Consider the following 20,611-nt stretch of genomic DNA (forward strand, 5'->3'; position numbering starts at 1 on the left):
CGCCCTCCGCGCTCGCGCCCGGCCTGGAGAGCGCGACCCGTGGTGGCCGCCGACCCGGGCGCACCCGTTCCCTGGCCGACATCGGACCGGTGATCATCCTCGCGGTGCTGGGTCTCGGTGCGGTGTTCGCGCTCGAGGCGGTCCTCGGGAACGGATGGTGGGTCTGGCCGCTCGGCATCGCCGTGGTCGGGGTGGCCCTGCTCTGGCGCCAGGCGGACGAGGCCCAGCGCGAGCGCTGGCTCGACGCCACCGGCCGCGTCGACCCGCTGCGGGTGGTGCTCGGTGGGGGTGGCTGGGCGGCCTGGACGCGGATCGCCGCCGGGCTGGCCCTGATCGTGGTGGCCATGGTGCTGTTCGCGCTCCGCGACGGGTCGCTCTCGCTGGCTCGCGACGCGACCATCGCCATCCTGCTCGGGATCGGGGGCCTCGCGATCGTGGTCGCACCCATCGGCTACCGACTGCTGACCGAGCTCAGCAGCGAGCGGGCCGAGCGGGTGCGCACGCAGGAGCGGGCCGACGTCGCCGCCCACCTCCACGACTCGGTGCTCCAGACCCTCGCCCTGATCCAGAAGAACCCCGCCGACGCCGCCCGCCTCGCCCGCGCCCAGGAGCGTGACCTCCGGGCCTGGCTCTACGCCGGGGAGTCGCTGGACGAGGCGACCGTCGCCAGTGCGCTCCGGTCGATGGCCGCGGAGATCGAGGACGCCTACGGGATCACGGTCGACGTGGTGGCCGTCGGCGACTGCGACTACGCCGAGAGCGCCCGACCGATCGTCGCGGCAGCCAGGGAGGCCACGACCAACGCCGCCAAGCACGCCGGCGTGGCACGGGTCGACATCTACGCCGAGATCGTGCCCGACGGGATCGACGTGTTCGTCCGCGACCGCGGCGTCGGCTTCGACCCCTCGGCGACCCCGGAGGACCGCCTCGGCGTGCGACGCAGCATCATCGATCGCATGGAGCGACACGGCGGCCGGGTCGAGATCCGGTCCGAGCCCGGCGAGGGCACCGAGGTGCACCTGCACCTGGACCGCAAGAAGGAAGAGGGGGAGCAGTGACCGAGCTGGTCCGAGTGGTGGTCGTCGACGACCACGCCATGTTCCGCCGCGGGGTCAGCGCCGAGCTGGCCGCCACGGGCGCGGGTCGGGTCCAGGTGGTGGCCGAGGCCGCCGACGTGGACGAGGCAGTCGCGGCGGTGAACGCGCACCGGCCTGACGTCGTACTGCTGGACGTGCACCTGCCTGGCGGTGGCGGCGTCGAGGTCATCCGGCGGGTCGGGAACTCCGAGGTGAGGTTCCTGGCCCTGTCGGTCTCCGACGCCGCCGAGGACGTGATCGGGACGATCCGCGGGGGAGCCCGCGGCTACGTCACCAAGACGATCACCGGGCCTCAGCTGGTCGACGCGATCACCCGGGTCGCGGACGGCGACGCGGTGTTCTCCCCGCGCCTCGCGGGCTTCGTGCTGGACGCGTTCGCCGGCGCCGGTCTCTCGGCGGACCTCGCGAGTGTCGACGAGGACCTCGACCGGCTCACCGAGCGGGAACGCGAGGTGATGCGCCTGATCGCGCGCGGCTACTCCTACAAGGAGGTCGCCAAGGAGCTCTTCATCTCGATCAAGACCGTCGAGACCCACATGTCGTCGGTGCTGCGCAAGCTGCAGCTGTCCTCGCGCCACGAGCTGACCCGATGGGCCTCGGATCGGCGTCTGCTGTGACCCGGCGGTGGCTGGCTGGGATGCTCGCCACCCTGGCCCTGGTCACCGCCGCCTGTTCGGACGGTACGACGCCCCCACCCGGCGCTGACCCGTCGACTCCCAGCGGTGCGCCCGCGAGCTCGGCGACCGTCCCGCCGGCTGGTCCGAGCTCGGACCAGCCGGCCACGGCGAAGCCGTCGGCGTCGTACTCGACCTGGGAGCTGGGAGCGCACCCGCTCCCGCTGCGTGCCGACGGGTTCGGCCAGGTGCTGCCGACACCGAAGGAGCTTCGGGTCCGGCGCTTCCCGACCGAGGACCTGCTGCCGCCGCCCGCCGACGGCGCGTTCCACTCATCGATCGGCCCGGTCACCGGGGAGATCCGGCGGCGGATGGGGAAGACCTGGTCGCCTGCCTGCCCCGTCGCGCTGCACGAGCTCCGCTACGTCACCGTCACCTTCCGCGGCTTCGACGGCCAGGCGCACACCGGGGAGCTGGTGCTCGCAGCGCGCGCGGCGCGCGACGTGGTCTCGGTGTTCCGGGCGCTGTTCCGCGCCGACTTCCCGATCGAGGAGATGCGGCTCCCCACGACGGCGGACATCGAGGCGCACCCCACGGGTGACGGCAACAACACCGCCGCCCTGGTCTGCCGGGCGTCTCGCGGCACGACCACCTGGTCGGCTCACGCCTACGGGCTGGCCGTCGACATCAACCCGTTCCTGAACCCCTACAGCAAGGGCGACCTGGTGCTGCCCGAGCTCGCGTCGGCGTACCTCGACCGCTCCCGCCGGCAGCCGGGGATCATCCACGCCGACTCGGTCGCGGTCCGCGAGTTCGCACGGATCGGCTGGAGCTGGGGCGGCGCGTGGCAGTCGCTGAAGGACTACCAGCACTTCACCGCCACCGGGCGGTGACCGAAGCGATGAGCACCGCGAGCCTGGAGGCCGCTGAAGCGTCGGCGGCCCTAGAGTTCAGCCCATGGAGACCGCGCGCCTGATCGTCCTCATCATCCACATCCTGGGGTTCGCCGCACTCATCGGCGGGCTGCTCGCCCAGGCCGGCAACGAGGAGAAGAAGGTCAACGGCGCGATGCGCGACGGCGTGGGCACGGCGTTCCTCGCGGGTCTGGTGCTCTGGGGGATCCTGGAGGCCGACGACGTCGACGTCAACCACGCCAAGCTGGGCACCAAGCTGCTCATCGGTGCGGTGCTCCTGGTGCTGGTGATGGCCAACACCCGCAAGCCGAGGATCCCGCAGGGGCTGTGGATCGGCCTGCTGGTCCTCGCCGTGATCGAGGTCGTGATCGCCGTCGCCTGGTCGCCGGTGCACACGTCCTGACCTGCCCGGGGCACCCGGCCGGCCACGCCCGTCGCTGGGTCCGCCGCTGGGTCCGCCGGTGCGTCCCCCGGGGGTGCCGCGCCGTACGCTGGTCGGAGCATGAGTACGACGCCGCAGACACCCGGGTTGACCGCTGAACCGACCGACGGCGGACCCGCCGGGGCCCGCGGCCGCGGGCCGACGCCGGACCAGCTCCTCGAGGGGCTCAACGAGCCGCAGCGGCAGGCCGTCCAGCACTCGGGCCCGCCGCTGCTCGTGGTGGCCGGCGCCGGCTCGGGCAAGACCCGTGTCCTCACCCGCCGGATCGCGTGGCTGATCTCCGAGCGCAAGGCGCACCCCGGGTCGATCCTCGCGATCACCTTCACCAACAAGGCCGCCGCCGAGATGAAGGAGCGGGTCAGCGAGCTCGTCGGCAACCGGGCGCGGATCATGTGGGTGAGCACGTTCCACTCCGCCTGCGTCCGAATCCTCCGCAAGGAGGCCGAGCACCTGGTGGGCGGACCGGTGCGGTCCAACTTCAGCATCTACGACGCCCAGGACCAGAAGCGCCTGGTCACGCTGGTGCTCAACGACCTCGACCTGGATCCGCGCCGCTACCAGCCGGGGCCGGTCCTGCACTGGATCAGCAACCACAAGAACGAGCTGCGTGATCCCGACGAGGTTGCGGCCGACGCCCGCAACAGCATCGACGAGACGTACGCCGCCGCCTACAAGGTCTACCAGCGCCGGCTGCGGGAGGCGAACGCCCTCGACTTCGACGACCTGATCATGGAGACCGTCCTGCTGTTCCAGGCCAGGCCGGAGATCCGCGAGACGTATCGACGTCGGTTCCGGCACGTCCTGGTCGACGAGTACCAGGACACCAACCACGCGCAGTACTCCCTGATCCACCAGCTCTGCGGGCAGGACCTCGAGGAGCGGCCGGACCCCGACACCCTCGACGGCGTTCCCGCCGACCGGGTGCCGCCTGCAGAGCTGATGGTCGTCGGCGACGCCGACCAGTCGATCTACGCGTTCCGTGGCGCCGACATCCGCAACATCATGGACTTCGAGAAGGACTTCCCGGACGCGCGGACCGTCCTGCTCGAGCAGAACTACCGCTCCACCCAGCGGATCCTCACCGCGGCCAACGCCGTCATCGAGCGCAACGAGGGCCGCAAGGCCAAGCGGCTGTGGTCCGATGCCGGCGACGGGGAGAAGATCGTCGGCTACGTCGCCGACGACGAGCACGACGAGGCCCGGTTCGTCTCGGCCGAGATCGACAAGCTCACCGACGCCGGCCTGCGCCCGGCCGACATGGCGGTCTTCTACCGCACCAACGCGCAGTCCCGGGTGTTCGAGGAGATCTTCATCCGCACCGGCCTGCCCTACAAGGTCGTCGGTGGCGTGCGGTTCTACGAGCGGCGCGAGGTCCGTGACGCGCTCGCCTACCTGCGGATGCTGGTCAACCCCGACGACCAGGTCTCCCTCCGCCGGATCCTCAACACGCCCAAGCGGGGCATCGGCGACCGCGCCGTGGAGTGCGTCAACGAGCTCGCGAACCGAGAGCGGATCACCTTCTGGGAGGCGCTGCAGCGTGCCGACGAGGCGCCGGGGCTCGCCACCCGCAGCCAGACCAACATCGAGGGCTTCGTCGCCATGGTCACCGAGCTCCAGCAGATGGTGGACGCGCGCGAGCGGCCTGACGTCGTACTCGAGACGGTGCTGGACCGCTCCGGCTACCTCGCCAGCCTGGAGGCGTCCGACGACCCGCAGGACGCGACCCGCGTCGAGAACCTCGGCGAGCTGGTCGCCGTCGCCCGTGAGTTCGCCGAGGACCCCGTCGCCGGGCCCTCGGCCGACCCCACCGATGTCGACGCCGGCATCGTCGAGCCGGGGCTCGCGGACTTCCTCGAGCGGGTCGCGCTGGTCGCCGACGCCGACCAGATCCCCGACGCACCGGACCCCGACGACCCGGACGCACCGGCCGATACCGGCGTCGTCACCCTCATGACGCTCCACACCGCGAAGGGCCTGGAGTTCCCGGTCGTGTTCCTCACCGGCATGGAGGACGGCGTCTTCCCGCACTCGCGGGCGCTCGGCGACCGGCCCGAGCTCGAGGAGGAGCGCCGGCTGGCCTACGTCGGCATCACCCGCGCGCGCCAGCGGCTCTACGTCTCCCGCGCCGTGGTCCGCTCCGCCTGGGGCGCGCCGGCCCACAACCCGGCGTCCCGCTTCCTCTCCGAGCTGCCCGTCGACCTCGTCGACTGGCGCCGCACGGAGGCCGACCAGACCCGGTGGTCGCGGCCGACGTTCGCCTCCGAGGGCCGCGGCTACGACGACGCCGGCGGTGCCCGCCTCGGTGCCCCGACCGCAGCCGGGCGCCGTAACTTCAGCTCCGCCGCCGCCCGCGCGGATGCGGCGAGCAAGGCGAAGACCTCGCGCCCGATCCCTGTGCTGGTACCCGGCGACCGGGTCACCCACGACTCGTTCGGCATGGGCACCGTGGTGGCAGTGGAGGGCGTCGGCGAGAAGTCCGTGGCCTCGATCGACTTCGGTACCGACGGCGTCAAACGGCTGCTGCTCCGCTACGCCCCGGTGGAGAAGCTCTAACCCGCGAAGGGGCGCACTTTGCGGTGCGAGGGGGCGCACTTTGCGGTGCGAGGGGGCGCGCTCGTCGTACCGATGCCCTCTCGAACCGCGAACTGCGCCCCCTCGTGGCGCAGACCGTGCCCCTTCGTGGCGCAGACCGTGCCCCTTCGTGGACTACGGGGTCACGCCGTGGACGCGGAGGGCCGCGTCGGGGTCCACCGGGTCGCCGCCGCCGGGGCGGACCTCGAGGTGGAGGTGCGGACCGGTGACGTGGCCGGTCGAGCCGACGTAGCCGATGATGTCGCCGCCGCGGACGGTGTCGCCCTCCTGGACGTCGTACGACGACTGGTGGCAGATCCAGATCTCCGTGCCGTCCTCGAGCGTGATCACGGTCTTGTTGCCGTAGGCGCCGTCGGAGCCGACCTCGGTCACGACGCCGTTGGCGACCGCTCGGATCGGCGTGCCGCTGGGCGCGGCGAAGTCGAGGCCGGTGTGGTAGCTCGCCCAGAGTCCGTACTGGCCGTAGGTGGCGGTGAGCCGGTAGGTGCCCGGGTCGATGGGGAGCACCCACTGGTTCAGGGCGATCTCCGCGGCTTCCTTGTCGGCGTCCCGGGCGAGCTCGCTGAGCGCGCTGTTGCGCTCCTCGGCGTGACGCTCGGCCTCGGCGACGACGTCGGCGCCGTTGGCCTGGGCGAGGGCGTCCCGGTCGGAGTCTCGGCTGATCGTCTCGCCGCGGGTGCCGACGGTGCCGCTGCCGAACGAGCCGGTCATCGCGTTGGTCGCAGTGAGCCGCTCCGATGCCGAGGTCAGCTGGGGGTCGGCAGTCGAGGTGACGACGCCGCCGACGGCGACGGCGAGGGTGGCGAGGCCGACCGCGACCGGCATCGACGGGAGTCCGCGGAAGAGCGGCCCGCGGGTGCCGGCGTGCTTGACGGCGCGCCGCTTGCCCGGCCGGGCCGCGCGGAGCGAGGTCGAGGAGTCGGACAGCGGGTCGATGAGCTGGATGTCGCTCAGGGCGGGCAGCTCGACGGTGGGCGCCCGCTCACCGGAGCGGCGCAGCTCGGCCGGCTGTTCGACGCGCACGGCCGGCTCGACGGCGACGACGACCGGTGTGGTGACCGGGGACTCGCGCGTCGGCTCGGCGATCTGCGCCAGTGGCGCGGTGGTCGTCTCCTCAGCGCTGAGCCGGCCCGCAATCCGCTTGCCGACGTACTTCTCGGGGGAGGGGGCGCTGGGAGTCGAGCGGCGTCGCGGCGCACGGTGGTCCGCTCGGTGGTTACCCATCGACTGCTGACTCCATGGTGGGGGACGGTGGTCCAGGCCGCTTCGACCCGATCCTGCTCGTCCGAGACGCCCGAGAATGGCTCCGACCGAGGTGGCCGTCGGGTGACGGCCGGGTGAAACGTGCGTGCCGACCATAGCCGATGTCGACACCGCTCCGAAATCCTGCGGGCCGCCGGTTGTGGACGAGTGGCAGCCGCCCATGGGATCGGCAGTGACGGTGGTCACTCTGGCGGGGCCGGGTCTTATCGACCGAGCCGTCCGGGACTAGTGTGCCCGGGGTGTGCCGCGTGCGCACCGGACCTGACCTAGATGTGAGGACATATCAGTGGACCTGATGGAGTACCAGGCGAAGCAGCTCTTCGCCAAGCACGGCGTGGCAACCACCCTCGGCGTGGTCGTCGAGACCGCAGAGGCGGCGAAGGCTGCGGCTGAGGAGATGGGCGGCGTCACCGTCGTCAAGGCCCAGGTCAAGGCCGGTGGCCGTGGCAAGGCCGGCGGCGTCAAGCTGGCCAAGACCCCGGACGAGGCGTTCGAGCACGCCTCCAACATCCTCGGCATGGAGATCAAGGGCCTGACGGTCAACCGCGTCCTGGTCACTCCGGCCACCCCGCCGGAGGAGGAGTACTACTTCTCCTTCCTGCTGGACCGCTCCAACCGCCAGTACCTCTGCATCGCCTCGGTCGAGGGCGGCGTCGAGATCGAGGAGGTCGCCAAGACCAACCCCGACGCGGTGAAGAAGATCGCCATCGACCCGGGCGTCGGCGTCGACGCGGAGAAGGCACGCGCCATCGCCACCGAGGCCGCCTTCCCCGAGCCGGTCTTCGAGCAGGCCGTGGAGATGATCGAGAAGCTCTTCAAGGTCTTCGTCGAGGAGGACGCCACCCTCGTCGAGGTCAACCCCCTGGCCCGCCTCGCCGGTGACCGGCTGGAGGCCCTCGACGGCAAGGTGTCGCTCGACGACAACGCCTCCGAGGTCCGTCACCCCGACCACGAGCAGTTCGAGATCCGCGAGGAGGCCGACGCGCTCGAGTCGAAGGCCAAGGACCTCGGGCTCAACTACGTCAAGCTCGACGGCCAGGTCGGCATCATCGGCAACGGTGCGGGGCTCGTCATGAGCACCCTCGACGTGGTCGCCTACGCCGGCGAGAAGCACGGCGGCGTGAAGCCGGCGAACTTCCTCGACATCGGTGGCGGCGCGAACGCCCAGGTGATGGCCAACGGCCTCGACGTGATCCTGAACGACGAGCAGGTCAAGTCTGTCTTCGTGAACGTCTTCGGCGGCATCACGGCGTGTGACGAGGTCGCGAACGGCATCGTCGGGGCGCTGGAGCTCCTCGGCGGCGCCGCGACCAAGCCGCTGGTCGTTCGACTCGACGGCAACAACGTCGAGCTCGGTCGGCAGATCCTGAACGAGGCCAACCACCCACTGGTGACCCTCGTCGACACCATGGACGGCGCGGCCGACAAGGCCGCCGAGCTCGCCAACGCCTGACCGCGTCGACACAGACTGGGATAGAAGAATGTCGATTTACCTCAACAAGGACAGCAAGATCATCGTCCAGGGCATCACCGGCGGCATGGGTGCCAAGCACACCGCCCTGATGCTCGACTCCGGCGCTCAGATCGTCGGCGGCGTGAACGCGCGCAAGGCCGGGACCACCGTGTCCCACAAGGACCACGACGGCAACGACGTCGAGCTCCCCGTGTTCGGAACCGTGAAGGAGGCCATGGCCGAGACCGGCGCCGACGTGTCGGTCCTGTTCGTGCCGCCGGCCTTCACCAAGGACGCCTGCGTCGAGGCGATCGACGCGGAGATCCCGCTGATCGTGGTGATCACCGAGGGCGTGCCGGTCCAGGACACCGCCGAGGTGTGGTCCTACCTGCAGGGCAAGAAGACCCGCATGATCGGTCCCAACTGCCCCGGCATCATCACGCCGGGCGAGTCGCTGGCCGGCATCACCCCGCACACCATCGCGGGCAAGGGTCCGGTCGGCCTGGTGTCGAAGTCCGGCACGCTGACGTACCAGATGATGTACGAGCTGCGTGACTTCGGCTTCTCCACCGCCATCGGCATCGGCGGCGACCCGATCGTGGGCACCACCCACATCGACGCGCTCCAGGCGTTCGAGGACGACCCGGAGACGAAGGTCATCGTGATGATCGGCGAGATCGGCGGCGACGCCGAAGAGCGGGCAGCGGAGTACATCAAGGCCAACATCACCAAGCCGGTGGTCGGCTACGTCGCGGGCTTCACGGCCCCCGAGGGCAAGACCATGGGCCACGCCGGGGCCATCGTGTCCGGCTCCGCCGGCACCGCGGCCGCCAAGCAGGAGGCCCTCGAGGCCGTCGGCGTCAAGGTCGGCAAGACGCCGTCCGCGACCGCCGAGCTCGCGCGGGAGATCCTGCAGAGCCTCTGACCTCCGGTCACAGCAGTACGACGAAGGCCCGCCACCCCACGGGTGGCGGGCCTTCGCGCTGCCCGGGCTCGGCGGTGCTCAGTCCTGCAGCCGCTCCGCGGCGGGGGCCAGCATCCGCTCCACCGGGGTGCTGTGGAGGAAGTTGTAGTCCTGGCCGACGATCACGGACGTAATCACCGTGAGCCGGCTGCCGCTGCGGAGGACGCCTGTCTCCATGATGTAGGCGGAGTGGCCGTCGTCCAGCTCCTTGGGGAGCGGGCCGTAGTGGGAGTCGGTGATCACGGCGTCGGCGCCGGGCACTGCGACCTTGCGGGTCTGGAGCGCGCGGTAGTCGGTGATGGCGTCCGGACGCCCGCCGCACTCCTCGAGCCACCCGTTGACCGTGGACCACGCCTTCGTGGCGGCCGCCTGGTCGTCGTACTCGGCGACCACCTGGGTCAGCAGATCGCCGCGCACCTCCGGGGCGCCCGCGTCCAGGTTGCGAAGCTCGAACGCGCGGCCCTCGACGCTGGGCGCGCCGGTGTCGGCGAGGCCGGTCTGCGCGCAGGGGCCGAAGAGCTGCTGGCCGGCGTCGGTCCACGTCTCGACGGCGAACCAGTCAGCGGCGTCCTCCACGTAGACGGTGTCGGCGTCGGTGAGGAGGTCCTCGGCAGTGACGCCCCCCGTCGAAGTGGTCGACGGGTCGGCCGGAGCCGAGGTGGTGGCGTCGCCCTCGCTGATCGCGTCGGCCGATGCGGACGACCCGCTGCCGCAGGCGGCGAGGAGGGAGGTCGCCGCGACGGCAGCCGCGGCGAGGAGGAGCTGGGTGGACCGGCGGTGGTTCACGGCGGTATCCCTTTCTGTCTCTGGTGATGCTCGGTGTTGTCGAGGCAGTTACGCCCCTGCAACCGGTTCGGTTGCACCGCAGTTGCATCGAGATGGGACAGATGCCCGTACTTTCGGGGAAAAGTCGAGGGCGGCCACCTCCCGGTGGCCGCCCTCCTTGGGTCGATCGCTCAGGGCGCGAGCGATCCCATCGTGGCGACGACGTCCGCCATGCCGTCCTGCGCCTCGGCGGCGAGCGGGCCCGGGTCGTTGCCCTCGGTGGAACGGGTGTCGACCAGGACGGCGCGACCCACCCGGACCACCTGGATCGAGACCGCGCCGATCCCGTCGCTGTCGCGGCGGATGTCGAAGGACTGGTCGCCGAGCGAGCCGGGGGTGACCGCCGTGGTCATCGTCGGCGCCTCGCCCTCTGCGGGGCAGAGGCTGTAGATCGCGGACACGGAGTCCAGGTACGCCTCAGCGGCCGGCAGGTCCGCGAACAGCAGCAGCTCTCGGGACCGGTGGTCCTCGGGACCGGTGAGTCGGGTGGTGAGGCGGTCCGCGAAGTCGCCGTACTCCGGTGTCCGCCCGCACGCCCGCAGCTCGCCTGCCGGCACCAGGGCCTGGTTGCCGGCGGCCGGCGCCTCCATCGTGTAGTCGCTGTCACCACTCCGGTCGGGCCAGCCGGCCGTGAGCGGGAAGTCCGGCGCGATGGCGTCGGCACCGGGATCCGCCGGGGCTGAGGGGACGGGCGCGTCGGACCGGTCGGGCTCTGGCGTCGCGTCGCCGGGTCGCAGGCGGTCGGCGGCCGGCGGGATCATCCGCTTGACGGGGGTGCCGCCGTCCTCTGGCGGGAAGTCGTAGTCTTGGCCGACGATGACCGAGTCGAGCACGGCGATCCGGTCGCCGACACGCACCAGCCCGGTCTCGGCGATGTACGCCGAGACCCGGAACGGGTCGATCTCCTCCGGTACCGGGCGGTAGTGCGCATCGAGGACGATCGCCTCGGCGTCGCCGTCGAGTTCGGTGTCGACGTCGTAGGTCTGAAGGTAGCGGTAGTCCGGGGTCCCCGCGGCGGTCGCGGACTCGGTGCACTCTCGGATCCAGTCGGCGATCGTGTCGTAGGCCGCCGAGGCGGTGGCTGCATCGGGGAACTGCGCGACCGCCTCCCTGAAGTGGTCACCCTGGACCTCCGGCGGTGTCTCCCCCTCGACCTGGATGGTGTTGCGCAGCTCGAAGTCGCGCTGGAGGATTGCGGTTGCCCCGAGTCCGGTCAGGCTCTGACGGGCACACAGCTGGAAGGCGGCTTGCCCGTCACCCTCGACGGTGTCGGTCGCGAACCAGTCTGCGCCCTCGGAGTAGACGGTGTCTTCGTCGGTCAGCAGGTCGTGCTGGCCCAGTGCGGAGCCGTCGTTGGGGTCCTTCGTGACCGGAGGTGCCTGGCTGTTCGGGTCTCCCCCGACGACGACGAAGACCGGCACGGTCAGGGCCGCCACGGCGAGTGCGGCGCCACCGGCCACGAGTGCGTTGCGGCGCCGGCGGAGCTGGTCGCCCCGGCGTCGTACGGCGGCCGGGGAGAGCGGCATGTCGCCTCCTTCGATTCCCTCGCCGAAGCTGGAGAGCCTCTCGATCGGGTCAGGCAGTTCAGGCATTGCTCACCCCTCCTCCCGCGAGACCGGTCTCGTCGGCGAGCAGCGCGGCCAGGGCCGCGCGTCCCCGGCTGAGCCGGGCCTTGATGGTTCCTTCGGGAACGCCGACCTCGGCAGCGACCTGCTGCACGGGGAGGTCGGCGATGTGGTGGAGGACCAGCGCCTGGCGCTGGGCCTCGGGCAGCTGCTTGAGCGCGGCGACGAGCGCGACGTGCGACTCGTCGACGGCGGGCACGGTGACGGCGGCGCTGACGGCGCGGTCGGGGGAGCGCTCGCCGCGCCTGCGACGACGCCACCGGCTCACGGCCAGCCGGTACGCGGTGGTGCGAACCCAGGCCTCGGGGTACTCGGCACGATCCAGCTTGCGTCGGTGGGCCCAGGCGCGAGCGAACGCCTCCTGGACGCACTCGGTCGCCTCGTCGTAGTCGCCGATCATCGCGTAGACCTGGCCGGTCAGCCGCCGGAACGACGCGGTGTAGAACTCGTCGAACTCACTCGCCTCCACGCCGACCCTCCTCTCGGACCGAATCTGGGTGTCCCCCCCGGATCCGGGGCTTCGTGAGTGGTACGCACCGGGAAGCGGGCCGGTTGCACGGAACTCGAAGAACTTTCGTCAGCCGGCGGCCGCGGCTCAGCTCGGGTCGTAGGGATCCATCCGGGCCAAGCGTTCCAGAGAGCGGTGGGCGAGCGCCACGAAGTCGTTGTCGGCGATCCGGGCACGGGGCGCGGCGACGTACACGAGGAGCGACACCGACGACCGGCGCCGAACCACTGCCAGGTGATACTCCACGCTCCGGTCGCCCGGCAGTGCCGTGGTGAGTCGCCATGCGGAGAGCGCGGTGGTGCCGCGCCCGGTCCGGGCCAGCTCCTCGACCTCGGTGCCCGCGCTGGCGTCACGGTCGGGGCAGCCGGCGATCTGGCCGCGGATCCGCTCCACGAACCTTCCTGCGGCGCGCGCGGGGAGCGCGCCGACGGTCTGCGTCAGCCCGACCTCGGGTGGCAGCCGCCCCTCGCGGAAGAGGAACGTACGGAACTGGTTGGCCTCGATGGCGTGGCCGCGGAACGTCCCGAAGAGGTGCACGGTGTCGCAGCCGATGGCGCCGGAGTCGGCGCGGTCGTCGGTCAGCTCGGCGGCGGGGGTGCCGATCCACGGTCCGTGGTCGCGTCCCACCGGCGGCAGGTCGATCTCGGAGAGCATCCACGGCACCTTGCCGACGGGGTACGGCGACCGGTCGGCCACGCGGGGCTCGGTGGTCGGGCAGCCGCCGCCGTCGGGCAGGGCGCACAGACGCGACACCGCCTCGGTCAGGAGACGGGCCACTCCGTCGCGGTTGGCCCGAGCCGCAGGCAGCGCCGTGGTGAGAGCGGTGGACGTCGTGAACAGGCCGGTGCGAGCAACTCCGACGACGTAGGTCTGCTTCCTCGTGATCGATCGGAGGACGACCAGGGCGGCCTGGTCGCCGACACCGGCGACGTCGGCCGTGCTGACCAGCTGCATCTCCGGGACCGCCGACGGCTGGTCCTCCGGCGGCGGGCACTGGGTGAACCACCCGAGCGTACGACGGTAGGTGCGGCTCGCGCGGCGTTCGGCTGCGGACGCCTCGGAGAACTGGACGACCGACCGGCTCGCTCGGCCGCGGGGACCGTTGTGGAACGTGCGGACCCATGCCGCCGTGCCACGAGGGTCGGCGTACCGATCGCTCTGACAGGGGAGCACCCGGCCGCTGCCGGTGGAGTTGTCCCTGGTGCCGCCCTGTCGCCAGCCACGGCCGGGCAGTGCCTCCTGCACGGTCTGCAAGGAGAGCAGCGCAGTCTCGGGCAGCGCGGTGACGGCGGGCCCGGCGGGCGGGGGCGCGGACACCACCGGAACGTCCTCGCGGTCCAGGGTGGGACGCGCCCCCGTGGAGTCGGTGGCGACCGCTCCGCCGGCGACCAGGGCGACCACCGCGGCTGCGGCGCCGACGACGGTGTGGGCCCGTCGCCGCGCGGCACCCGCACGGCGGATGATGGTGACCCGCGGCCAGGTGACGCTCCGGGTCACGTCGTACAGCGCGTTGAGCGAGAGCGGGATCGCTGAGGTCGGAACCTGCAGCTGCATGGCGAACTGGGCGGCGCCGAGCTGGAGCTCACGCTCGGCCGCTTCGAGGGGGACGCCGATCTCGCCCGCCATCTCCTCCATCGACACCGCTGCGAGCTGGGTCAGCAGCAGCGCCTTGCGCTGCACCACCGGCAGCGCGCCGAGCGCCTCGAGCGTCTTCCGCGTGCGCTCGTCGAGGTCCTTCTTGCGTGCCCAGGGACGCGTCGAGCGGCGCCGCAGGGCCTGCCGCCAGGCCGCCGGCCGCACCGACATCTCAGGCTCGTCGAGCCGCGAGGTCTTCCGCCAGTGGTGCCACGCGACGACGAACGCCTCCCGCACCGCGCTCCGCGCCACGTGCAGGTCGCCGGTCAGCGCGAACGTCTGCAGGAGCAGCCGGTCGCGGGTGTCCTTGTAGAAGGCGTCGAAGCTGTCGGCGAGGTCGGCGCTGCTCACATAGGCGGGCCTGGAGTCGTCGGCGGTCATGACCGCACCACCGTACGACGACCGGTCGAACGCCGCTGAACCGGACCGCCGCTGGGGACGGATCGGGGGCTGTGCGGCGTGGCACCCCCGAGCCGCGGCTCCGTCGCGTGAAGATGGTCGGACCATGACGTCGCTCCAGTCCCCGGTGCGCCGCACCGGTCACGGCCGGTCCAGGGCTCGCTCCGACGCGGACCTGCGCCGCGACCTCGCGACCAGCCGTCCGTTGGTCCCGACCGCGACCATCGGCGGTGCGATCGCCGCGGGCGGTCCGCTGCTCGTCTGCCTCGCGGTCGCCGTCGTGGGATGGTTCCTCACCGACGCCGGAGGTGAGGGGAGTCCGAGCGGCGCTCTCCGGGTCGGCGCCCACGGGTGGCTGGCCGCGCACGGCTCCACCGTGGCTGTCGAGGGGATCCGGATCACCGCGATCCCGCTCGGCCTCACCCTGCTCTGCGCCTGGGCGGTGTGGCGGATCGGCCTGCGGGTGGGGGAGTCGGTCTCCGGGCACGGCCCCGACGCAGACCGGATCGCCGACGGCGAGCGCGATTGGACGGTCGCCATCGCGGCCGGCCTCTTCGCGGCGAGCTACGTGGTCGTCGGCGTCGTGACCAGTGCGGTCGCCTCGACCGCCGCCTCCGCGCCCAGCTCGGCACGCCTCGTCCTCTGGTCGGTCCTGCTGGCGGGGGGCGTCGGCGCGCCGGCGATCGCGTTCGGCTCCGGCCGCGCGGCGATCTGGCTCCCGCGGGTCCCGGCCTCGGTCCGCAGCATCGCGCTCGCCATGCGTCGGATCCTGACCGCGTGGGTCCTCCTGTGCCTGCTGGCGCTGGCCGCGGCGTTCCTCTCCGACTTCTCCACCGCCGCCAACATCGTCTCCCAGCTCCACGCCGACGCTGGTGCGATCGCGCTGATGACGCTGCTCACCGCTGCCGTGCTGCCGAACGCCGCGCTGTTCTCCAGCTCCTACCTGCTGGGCCCTGGCTTCACCGTCGGCGCCGGCACCATGGTCTCCCCCGGGGCAGTGGTACTCGGACCGCTGCCGATGTTCCCGCTGCTCGCGGCGCTGCCCGACCAGGGCCCGACGCCGTGGTGGGCTGCCTGGCTGATGCTCCTGCCGGTCCTGGTCGCCGCGGTGGTGGCTGCCCGGGTGCAGCGCGACCGCCCGGTCCTCGCCTGGGACCAGGCGGCCATTCGCGGCTGTGCCGGCGGCATCGCCGCGGGCGTCGTGCTGGGGATTCTCACCGCGTTCGCCGGCGGCGCCGTGGGGCCTGGTCGGATGAACGACGTCGGCCCCTACACCTTCGACGTGCTGCTCCACGCGATCACGTCGTTCGGCGTCGGCGGCCTGGTCGGCGGACTCGTCATGTGCTGGTGGCAGCGCGACGGCGAGGCGCGGGTCTCCTCCGGGCTGGGCGCCGTCCGAGCCAGGCTCCCGCGCCGCCGCTAGCTCCCCCTAGACTTCGGGCGTGTCCGCCGCCCCCGCACGCCTCGTCGTGCTCGTCTCCGGCTCCGGCACCAACCTCCAGGCGCTGCTCGACGCATGCGCCGACTCCACCTACGGCGCTCGGGTGGCCGCCGTCGGTGCGGACCGCGGGGACATCGAGGGGCTCGCCCGCGCGGAGCGCGCCGGGGTGCCGACGTTCGTGGCCAGGGTCCCGGACTACACCTCGCGCGACCACTGGGACCGCGCCCTGACTGACAAGGTCGCTGCGTTCGAGCCCGACCTCGTCGTACTCGCCGGGTTCATGAAGCTCGTCGGGAGCGCCTTCCTCGAGCGATTCGGCGGCCGGACGGTCAACACACATCCCGCGCTGTCCCCGTCCTTCCCGGGCATGCACGGCCCGCGGGACGCGCTGGAGTACGGGGTGAAGGTCACCGGCGCCACCCTCTTCGTGGTCGACTCCGGGGTCGACACGGGCGCGATCGTGGCCCAGACGGCGGTCCCGGTCGAGGACGACGACACCGTCGAGTCGCTGCACGAGCGGATCAAGGCCGCCGAGCGTACGATGCTGGTCGACACCGTCGGCCGGATGGCGCGCGAGGGCTTCAAGGTCGAGGGCCGGCGGGTTCGCCTCGGGGGCTGACTTCTCCTTAGACTGGCGTCCACACGACTGGCGTAGGTGGGACACCACCAGGGAGTGCCCCTCCGGGGGAAATAGAGCCGGCATCGACCGCCTGGGTGCCCTCGTCGACTGGACCCACCGATGAGGAGCGACGCCCGCATGGCTGAGCAGACCGCCGAGCCCACCACCGACCGGATCCCGATCAAGCGCGCCTTGGTCTCCGTCTACGACAAGACCGGCCTCGAGGAGCTCGTCCGCGGTCTCCACGACGCCGGCGTCGAGCTGGTCTCCACCGGCGGCTCGGCCGCCCTGATCGACGGGCTCGGACTGCCGGTCACGAAGGTCGAGGACCTCACCGGCTTCCCCGAGTGCCTCGACGGCCGGGTGAAGACCCTGCACCCCAGGGTGCACGCCGGCATCCTCGCCGACCGGCGCCTGCCCGACCACGTGCGGCAGCTGTCGGACCTCGAGGTGGCGCCGTTCGACCTCGTCGTGGTCAACCTCTACCCGTTCGCCGCGACCGTCGCCTCCGGTGCCGGAGTCCAGGACTGCATCGAGAAGATCGACATCGGCGGCCCCACGATGGTCCGCGCCGCGGCGAAGAACCACGCGTCGGTCGCGATCGTGACCGACGGTGCCGACTACGCCAAGGCGCTCGAGGCGGCCCGGGACGGCGGCTTCACGCGCGCCGAGCGCGAGGCGCTGGCGGCCAAGGCGTTCGTCCACACCGCGACGTACGACGTCCAGGTCGCCTCCTGGATGGGCAGCGTCGTCACCGACACATCGGAGGGCACCGGGTTCCCCAGCTGGGTGGGCGCGACCTGGGACAAGGCCGCCGTCCTCCGGTACGGCGAGAACCCCCACCAGCCCGCCGCCCTCTACCGCTCCGGCCACGGCCCGGGCGGGCTCGCCGCAGCCCAGCAGCTCCACGGCAAGGAGATGTCCTACAACAACTACGTCGACACCGACGCGGCTCGCCGGGCGGCGTACGACCACGGCGACGCGCCGACGGTCGCGATCATCAAGCACGCCAACCCGTGCGGCATCGCCGTCGGCGCCGACGTGGCCGAGGCACACCGCCGCGCTCACGAGTGCGACCCGGTCTCCGCCTTCGGTGGCGTGATCGCCACCAACGTCGAGGTGTCGGTCGAGATGGCCGAGCAGGTCGCTGAGATCTTCACCGAGGTCATCGTCGCGCCCGGGTACGACGCCGGCGCGGTCGAGGTGCTCCAGGGCAAGAAGAACATCCGGATCCTGGTGGCCGAGCCGCTCGCGCAGGGCGGGGTCGAGATGCGCCCGATCAGCGGCGGGCTGCTCCTGCAGCACGTCGACCGCTTCCAGGCTGCCTCGGACCAGGGCGGCGACGACCCGCAGCGGTGGACGCTCGCGGCCGGGCCGGTCGCCGACGAGCAGACCCTGGCCGACCTGGCCTTCGCCTGGCGGGCGGTCCGAGCCGCCAAGTCCAACGCCATCCTGCTCGCATCCGGCGGCGCCTCGGTCGGCATCGGCATGGGGCAGGTCAACCGGGTCGACTCCTGCAGGCTCGCGGTGACGCGCGCGGGGGACCGGGCCGCGGGCTCGGTCGCGGCCTCGGACGCGTTCTTCCCCTTCGCCGACGGCCCACAGATCCTGCTCGACGCCGGCGTGAAGGCGATCGTCCAGCCGGGCGGCTCGGTGCGCGACGACGAGACGATCGCCGCCTGCCAGGCAGCCGGCGTCACCATGTACTTCACCGGCACCCGCCACTTCGCGCATTGAGGATCGAGGAGACTGAGCCCGTGACTGCACAGAAGCTGGATGGCACTGCGACCGCTGCGGCGATCAAGGACGAGCTGAAGGTCCGGATCGCCAAGCTCCAGGAGCAGGGGGTCACGCCCGGCCTCGGCACCGTCCTGGTCGGCGACGACCCGGGCTCGCGCTGGTACGTCAGCGGCAAGCACAAGGACTGCGCCGAGGTGGGCATCGCCTCGATCCGGGTCGACCTGCCCGAGGTCGCCACGCAGGAGGACATCGAGGACGCCGTCGCCGGCCTCAACGCCGATCCCGCCTGCACCGGATACATCGTCCAGCTGCCGCTGCCCCGTGGCCGCGACGAGAACCGGGTGCTCGGCCTGATCGACCCCACCAAGGACGCCGACGGCCTGCACCCGACCAACCTCGGGTGGCTGGTGCTGGGCAACGAGGCGCCGCTGCCGTGCACGCCGTACGGCATCGTCGAGCTGCTGCGCCGGCACGAGGTGCCGATCGCCGGCGCCGAGGTGGTCGTGGTGGGCCGCGGCATCACCGTGGGCCGTCCGCTCGGACTGCTGCTGACGCGTCGCTCGGAGAACGCCACGGTGACCCTGTGCCACACCGGCACTGTCGATCTCGCGGCGCACGTGCGAAAGGCGGACATCGTGGTCGCTGCTGCGGGCGTCCCGGGGATCGTCACCGGCGACATGGTGAAGCCCGGCGCGGCAGTGCTCGACGTGGGCGTCAGCCGGGTCGACGGCAAGATCGCCGGTGACGTGGCGGACGACGTGTGGGACGTCGCAGCCTGGGTCTCCCCGAACCCGGGTGGCGTCGGCCCGATGACCCGCGCCATGCTGCTGGCCAACGTGGTCGCGATGGCCGAGAAGCAGGCCGAGCGCGAGGGTGGGAAGGCAGCGCACTGAACGACGAGGGATCCGATGGGGACGAGGCGGTCGCGCCGCGCCGTCACCCGTCCACGATCGGCGGTGCCTTCTACATCGCCGTGCTCGCTGCCACGGCCGCCGGCATCGTGATCGCCGTGGTCGACGACTGGAGGAACGGCGTACGGACGATCTCCGGCGCCCTGGGGTTCGCGGCGCTGCTGCGGCTGCTCCTCCCCGATCGGGACGCCGGGATGCTCGCGGTCCGGCACCGGCTGCTGGACGTCGGGATCCTGGCGGCGTTGGCCGTGACGCTGTTCGTGCTCGCGATCAGCATCCCCGAGCAGCCGGTCTGATCCCCACCCCCGAACCGGGACCTCTCCTGGGCCGAGTTGGGACCTCGCCCGGGCCGAAATGGGACCTCCGAGGACGCGAACCGGGAGTTCCGAAGACGCGAATCGGGAGTTCCGGATGCATACGCACCCAGAACTCCCGATTCAAGGTCTCAGAGGTCCCAACTCGGGACCCTAGAAGTCCCAACTCGGGACCCTAGAGGTCCCAACTCGCGCGTCAGATGAGCCCGAGCTCGGTGACGGCGTTCTTCTCGTCGGCGAGCTCGGCGACGGAGGCGTCGATCTTGCCGCGGGAGAACTCGTCGATCTCGAGGCCCTGGACGATCTCCCAGTTGCCGTCCCGGGTGGTCACGGGGAACGACGACACGAGGCCCTCCTGGACTCCGTAGGAGCCGTCGGAGACCACGGCCATGGAGACCCAGTCGCCCTCGGGGGTGCCGTTGAGCCAGTCGCGGGCGGCGTCGCAGGTCGCCGACGCGGCCGAGGCGGCCGAGGACGCGCCACGCGCGTCGATGATGGCCGCGCCGCGCTTGGCGACGGTCGGGATGAAGGTGTCGGCGATCCAGGCCTGGTCGCCGACGACCTCGGCGGCGTTCCTGCCGGCGATCTCGGCGTGGAAGATGTCGGGGTACTGGGTGGCCGAGTGGTTGCCCCAGATCGTCATCTTCTTGATGTCGGTGACCTTGGCGCCGGTCTTCGCCGCGAGCTGCGAGATCGCGCGGTTGTGGTCGAGGCGGGTGAGCGCCGAGAACCGCTCCTTGGGGATGTCGGGAGCGTTGCTCGCGGCGATCAGCGCGTTGGTGTTGGCCGGGTTCCCGGTGACACCGATGCGGACGTCGTCGGCGGCCACCTTGTTGAGGGCCTGGCCCTGTGCAGTGAAGATCGCGCCGTTGGCCGACAGCAGGTCACCGCGCTCCATGCCCGGCCCGCGCGGACGCGCGCCGACGAGCAGCGCCAGGTTGGCGCCGTCGAAGATCTTCTCGGGGTCGGAGCCGATCTCGATGCCGGCGAGGTTCGGGAACGCGCAGTCGTCGAGCTCCATGACGACGCCCTCGAGCGCCTTCAGGGCCGGCTCGATCTCGAGCAGCCGCAGCTCGACGGGGCGGTCGCCGGCGATCGCCCCGCTGGCGATGCGGAAGAGAAGGCTGTAGCCGATCTGACCGGCGGCACCGGTCACGGCGACCTTGAGCGGGCCAGAAGAGTTGGTGCTCACGAGGACACTCCTTGGGTTCGTCACGTCACGTCACAACGTCAGGGTCGGACTCCCGGCGACGCT

General features: G+C 71.8%; 18 protein-coding genes and 1 riboswitch. Of the genes, 12 read left to right on the top strand and 6 right to left on the bottom strand.

The annotated features are described in order from the left end of the window. From E7Z54_RS18480 to pcrA, 5 genes are all read left to right on the top strand, one after another. A partial coding sequence (locus tag E7Z54_RS18480; RefSeq protein WP_136436198.1) for a sensor histidine kinase occupies positions 1-1,058 on the top strand: 1,058 nt, incomplete at its 5' end. Further along, the gene (locus E7Z54_RS18485) at positions 1,055-1,714 is read left to right on the top strand and encodes a LuxR C-terminal-related transcriptional regulator (protein WP_136436199.1); all 660 of its coding nucleotides are present in this window, start codon (positions 1,055-1,057) and stop codon (positions 1,712-1,714) included. The genes E7Z54_RS18480 and E7Z54_RS18485, both read left to right, overlap by 4 nt. A 20-nt stretch (positions 1,715-1,734) precedes the next feature. Then, complete coding sequence (locus E7Z54_RS18490; protein ID WP_206056390.1) at positions 1,735-2,604, top strand: M15 family metallopeptidase; 870 nt, start codon at positions 1,735-1,737, stop codon at positions 2,602-2,604. A gap of 64 nt (positions 2,605-2,668) precedes the next feature. Further along, on the top strand, positions 2,669-3,028 hold the full coding sequence (locus E7Z54_RS18495; RefSeq protein WP_136436200.1) for a hypothetical protein: 360 nt from the start codon (positions 2,669-2,671) through the stop codon (positions 3,026-3,028). 99 nt (positions 3,029-3,127) lie between these two features. Beyond that, positions 3,128-5,620, top strand: a complete 2,493-nt coding sequence (pcrA, locus tag E7Z54_RS18500) for a DNA helicase PcrA (RefSeq protein ID WP_136436201.1) — start codon at positions 3,128-3,130, stop codon at positions 5,618-5,620. 153 nt (positions 5,621-5,773) lie between these two features. On the opposite strand, the gene E7Z54_RS18505 is transcribed toward pcrA, so the two are convergent. After that, positions 5,774-6,883 carry a M23 family metallopeptidase gene (locus E7Z54_RS18505; protein ID WP_136436202.1) on the bottom strand — a complete coding sequence of 370 codons (1,110 nt, stop codon included), beginning with the start codon at positions 6,881-6,883 and terminating at the stop codon, positions 5,774-5,776. Between the two features lie 325 nt (positions 6,884-7,208). Between E7Z54_RS18505 and sucC the strand changes: the two genes are divergently transcribed. Next, positions 7,209-8,375, top strand: coding sequence for an ADP-forming succinate--CoA ligase subunit beta (gene sucC / locus E7Z54_RS18510; RefSeq protein WP_136436203.1), 1,167 nt, complete (start codon positions 7,209-7,211; stop codon positions 8,373-8,375). A 28-nt stretch (positions 8,376-8,403) separates the two neighbouring features. Further along, on the top strand, positions 8,404-9,300 hold the full coding sequence (gene sucD / locus E7Z54_RS18515; RefSeq protein WP_136436204.1) for a succinate--CoA ligase subunit alpha: 897 nt from the start codon (positions 8,404-8,406) through the stop codon (positions 9,298-9,300). A gap of 78 nt (positions 9,301-9,378) precedes the next feature. On the opposite strand, the gene E7Z54_RS18520 is transcribed toward sucD, so the two are convergent. The 4 genes from E7Z54_RS18520 to E7Z54_RS18535 form a co-directional block, all read right to left on the bottom strand. Then, positions 9,379-10,125: a hypothetical protein gene (locus tag E7Z54_RS18520; RefSeq protein ID WP_136436205.1), complete on the bottom strand. Its 747-nt coding sequence runs from the start codon at positions 10,123-10,125 to the stop codon at positions 9,379-9,381. A gap of 170 nt (positions 10,126-10,295) precedes the next feature. Continuing rightward, positions 10,296-11,756 carry a hypothetical protein gene (locus E7Z54_RS18525; protein ID WP_136436206.1) on the bottom strand — a complete coding sequence of 487 codons (1,461 nt, stop codon included), beginning with the start codon at positions 11,754-11,756 and terminating at the stop codon, positions 10,296-10,298. Next, positions 11,749-12,258, bottom strand: coding sequence for a SigE family RNA polymerase sigma factor (locus tag E7Z54_RS18530; RefSeq protein WP_136436207.1), 510 nt, complete (start codon positions 12,256-12,258; stop codon positions 11,749-11,751). Before E7Z54_RS18530 ends, E7Z54_RS18525 begins: the two co-directional genes overlap by 8 nt. Before the next feature lie 126 nt (positions 12,259-12,384). Then, complete coding sequence (locus E7Z54_RS18535; RefSeq protein WP_136436208.1) at positions 12,385-14,313, bottom strand: hypothetical protein; 1,929 nt, start codon at positions 14,311-14,313, stop codon at positions 12,385-12,387. Positions 14,314-14,437: 124 nt separating this feature from the next. On the opposite strand from E7Z54_RS18535, the gene E7Z54_RS18540 reads away from it, so the two are divergent. The 5 genes from E7Z54_RS18540 (at position 14,438) to E7Z54_RS23470 (ending at position 19,338) form a co-directional block, all read left to right on the top strand. Continuing rightward, positions 14,438-15,754: a cell division protein PerM gene (locus E7Z54_RS18540; RefSeq protein ID WP_136436209.1), complete on the top strand. Its 1,317-nt coding sequence runs from the start codon at positions 14,438-14,440 to the stop codon at positions 15,752-15,754. Between the two features lie 19 nt (positions 15,755-15,773). Then, on the top strand, positions 15,774-16,391 hold the full coding sequence (gene purN / locus E7Z54_RS18545; protein WP_136436210.1) for a phosphoribosylglycinamide formyltransferase: 618 nt from the start codon (positions 15,774-15,776) through the stop codon (positions 16,389-16,391). Positions 16,392-16,404: 13 nt separating this feature from the next. Further along, positions 16,405-16,495, top strand: a riboswitch (ZMP/ZTP riboswitch). A gap of 34 nt (positions 16,496-16,529) precedes the next feature. Then, positions 16,530-18,128 carry a bifunctional phosphoribosylaminoimidazolecarboxamide formyltransferase/IMP cyclohydrolase gene (gene purH / locus E7Z54_RS18550; RefSeq protein ID WP_136436211.1) on the top strand — a complete coding sequence of 533 codons (1,599 nt, stop codon included), beginning with the start codon at positions 16,530-16,532 and terminating at the stop codon, positions 18,126-18,128. Positions 18,129-18,148: 20 nt separating this feature from the next. Continuing rightward, complete coding sequence (locus E7Z54_RS18555) at positions 18,149-19,024, top strand: bifunctional methylenetetrahydrofolate dehydrogenase/methenyltetrahydrofolate cyclohydrolase (protein ID WP_136436212.1); 876 nt, start codon at positions 18,149-18,151, stop codon at positions 19,022-19,024. 80 nt (positions 19,025-19,104) lie between these two features. Then, complete coding sequence (locus E7Z54_RS23470) at positions 19,105-19,338, top strand: DUF3017 domain-containing protein (protein WP_168798408.1); 234 nt, start codon at positions 19,105-19,107, stop codon at positions 19,336-19,338. A gap of 214 nt (positions 19,339-19,552) precedes the next feature. On the opposite strand, the gene E7Z54_RS18565 is transcribed toward E7Z54_RS23470, so the two are convergent. Next, the gene (locus E7Z54_RS18565) at positions 19,553-20,548 is read right to left on the bottom strand and encodes a malate dehydrogenase (protein WP_136436214.1); all 996 of its coding nucleotides are present in this window, start codon (positions 20,546-20,548) and stop codon (positions 19,553-19,555) included. Positions 20,549-20,611: the final 63 nt, after the last annotated feature.

Source organism: Nocardioides sp., assembly GCF_004803405.1.
GTDB classification, from domain to species: Bacteria; Actinomycetota; Actinomycetes; order Propionibacteriales; family Nocardioidaceae; genus Nocardioides; species Nocardioides vastitatis.